The sequence below is a fragment of the Nostoc sp. KVJ20 genome, assembly GCF_001712795.1.
Classification (GTDB): Bacteria; Cyanobacteriota; Cyanobacteriia; order Cyanobacteriales; family Nostocaceae; genus Nostoc.
The window spans coordinates 1-2987 of sequence record NZ_KV757799.1 but is presented as its reverse complement, the minus strand read 5'-3'; the positions used below and the strand labels follow the sequence as shown (position 1 = coordinate 2987).

3 protein-coding genes and 1 pseudogene are annotated in these 2987 nt (G+C 40.3%); all 4 read left to right on the top strand.

What is annotated here, in order from left to right; genetic code table 11:
• The coding region (locus tag A4S05_RS37525) for a TrbI/VirB10 family protein (RefSeq protein ID WP_141699927.1) at positions 1–626 on the top strand (626 nt) is incomplete at its 5' end.
• Between the two features lie 14 nt (positions 627–640).
• Positions 641–1354 carry a hypothetical protein gene (locus tag A4S05_RS37520; RefSeq protein WP_069074820.1) on the top strand — a complete coding sequence of 238 codons (714 nt, stop codon included), beginning with the start codon at positions 641–643 and terminating at the stop codon, positions 1352–1354.
• Positions 1351–2565 (top strand): hypothetical protein, encoded by a 1215-nt coding sequence (locus tag A4S05_RS37515; protein WP_069074819.1) that lies wholly within the window; start codon positions 1351–1353, stop codon positions 2563–2565. Before A4S05_RS37520 ends, A4S05_RS37515 begins: the two co-directional genes overlap by 4 nt.
• 28 nt (positions 2566–2593) lie before the next feature.
• Positions 2594–2987, top strand: a pseudogene (locus A4S05_RS37510) (type IV secretory system conjugative DNA transfer family protein); the annotation flags it as partial.

Genomic DNA, 2987 nt, shown 5'->3' with positions numbered 1-2987 from the left:
GCTTTTTAGTCCAAACTCCAGTCATCAAGCAGCAAAGCGAAAATCGCTTCCAACAACAGCAGGCTCCAGATGATAGTAAACGCTATGTTGCTAGATTAACGGCTGATTTGCATGACAACTATGGAAATGTGGCAATTCATAAAGGCACTTTATTAGCCGTTGAACCCCTACAGGTTAATGGTGGCTCTTATGTAAGTGTGCAAGTCACCAGCATTATCAAAGATAACACTGAGTACCCAATTAGTAGCGGTGCAATTTCTGTATTAGGAGAAGGCGGGAAACCGTTGTTAGCTAAACAGTTCCAAGATAAGAAAGGGGGAGGTTCTGACTTGACTGTGGGATTAGTCAGTGGTTTGGGTCAAGTAGGAACTATCCTGAATCAATCTGATTCCAGTAGCAGTGTAGTTAATTCTGCTACAGGGACATTTAGCTCTAGCACGACTTCAAACAGCCAGCGCAATATTGGCGGGGCATTTTTACAAGGTGCTTTTGGCAAGCTTAGTGACATTATTACTCGTCGTGCAGAAACTTCTAACCAACAAATCACCCCTCGTCCCAATGTTTGGTATATCCCACAGGGGACGAAGATTACCTTTTTGGTGAACCGTTCTCTGGAGTTGCCATGAAGAAGTTAAAACTCATGACAGCGTTCCAGCTTGGGGTTGCTGCTTTTTTGGCAGTGTGTCTAGTTCCAGTCAAAACCTATGCTCAAAGTACAGTCCGCACCATAAAGCAATCTCAGGTTAGTGGCAGTACTGCCAAGCTGCAAAAAATTAAGGTCTGGAATGGCTCAGGCGTATCAATTTCATTTTATGAAGTCAAGGAGATGGTGAAGCGGGTGTGGATTGACGATCCCTCGCAAGTTTTGATTGACACTGATGGTTGTTTAGAGGGAATCGACCAGAACTGTCAAAACAGTAGTGCTGGATTACTTCACTTACGCCGGATTAAAAAGGTTACGGTTCCAGGACTGCCGCAAACAAGTGCAACTTTGCTTACAGTGATTACTCAAACTGCTTCTGGCAATCGCAAAGTTTACCACTTTCAAGTTACTCCATCTAATTCCCGTCCTGAATATAGTCAAGTGTTAATTATTAACGACAAGCCATTTTCTCTAGTAGCTCGACCGAGATTATCGCCCTTAGTACAAACTATCAACACCATAAAACAAATCAGAGCGGGGATGAGAGTAGCGATTAGTAATGGTTTGCTCTCTTCATCTGATGAACTTCACAATCGGATTGAGCAATTCTTGACTCATTTTCAAGGTGGAGAGCAAATGCCTGCTGCTGCTGATAAAGCTGGTGTTTCACTTAAATTAGTTAACAAATTAATTGAGCTTGGACAAATATGAAAACATCAAAGCGTTCGCCCAAAATTAGTTTTGACACGATTCGCTATTTAATATTGTTTGGGTTGCTAGGAGGATTGTTTATTCACAGTTTTTGTAAGTATGGAATTATGAATCAGGCAATTGGATTTTTATTGCCAAAAGCATCAGCACAAGTCCCATTTTTCACTAGCAACAATGGCTTGATTCCAGACTGGTCAAAAATGAAGTTTCAAGACATGATTGTATCTGAATCTGGTAATGTGACTTACCCAACTGACCGAGGTAATCAGACTAGAACTTGGCAAGCTGGACAAAGTATTGGCGATTTTATGGAGCTTGGGGATTTTGAAGATGCCAATCTGAATATTGAAAAGCTTACCCTTTCGACGATATCTCAGGCATTAGCTATTGATCTAGATAGTTTAAAGCTTGACGATTTTGGAATAATCAAAACTCAAACCCTTAGCGATTTAGTCAAGGCTATACCTGATTTAGCTAATCAATCAGCCAGTAGTGTAGCACCAATAGCTGACTTTTTTCGCCAAATGGGTATCAGCACTAATCAAAGAATTGGTAACGTTGCTAATTATTACAATTTAGATAATATCACTCTCGGCAATGAAATTGATTTGTCTAAATACAAGCTGACATCGATTCCGGGGATTGAAAACTCATCATTTGATGAATTTGCTAATTGGCAAGATACTCTAATTTCAGACATCCCCGGATTAAAGGATTTATCTTGGAATAATTTTCCTAATGTGCCAGAGCCGGATCTTTCTTTCGTTGGTCAAGTAGATTTGCCATTGGGAGATATAGAAGCTAACCGGATTCGCAGCATTTCTGGCAGTTATCAAGAGGGTTTTAATGTCCCTTGCAATCAAAATAATTGCGTCCACTTTGAAGCTTCAGGTCTTGGTCAGACCACTGGAGCGCAATGGATTTCGGGTAAAGTCCAAAAAGTAAAAGGTGGCTATGGAATTTTAGCTGTAGCTAATGGTGGTCTTGAGCCAACAGGTCGTCATCCCTTTGGTAAATCATTTAAACAAGTTGTTTGGGATATAGATGAATCAAGCGGTTCCGTTAACACTGCTATGTTTTTCCGTTTCTGCAAGACTATTCCTTTTGTTGGTCGGACTTGTACTCCCTACTTTATTGGGCCAGTTCCGTTTATCAATTATCACGAAAAAGACCCAATTATTTTTGGTAGTCCCTCTACTGTTCCTAATTAACTATTCTTAATTCCTGATTTTTTGCGTGATGAGCAATAATTTGACTACTTCTACAAACAACCAACCATTTCATTTTGAACAGTTACAAAATCCACATAGTGACATTGGTAAGTACACTCATCATTTATTTAAACCAAGTGGATTAGCAATTATAAGTATGTTGGCTGCTTACATTTTAATGAGAGTATTTTTTGGCGATGGCAGTAATAAAAAGAAGATTGCGACTAGTTACTGGGGAGGTACTAAAGAAACTGCTGCTGCCAAGAAAAAGGCGCTACAACAAATAAATTCACCCAAATGTGATAGTGCTGCACTTTACATAGGTAAGCATAAATGCAAGGGTGCTAAACAAGAAAGTGGCGCTGGCACTACTTTTTATATTCCTGATGTTCAACGAGGGACGGCGGCAATTGGCGCTCCCG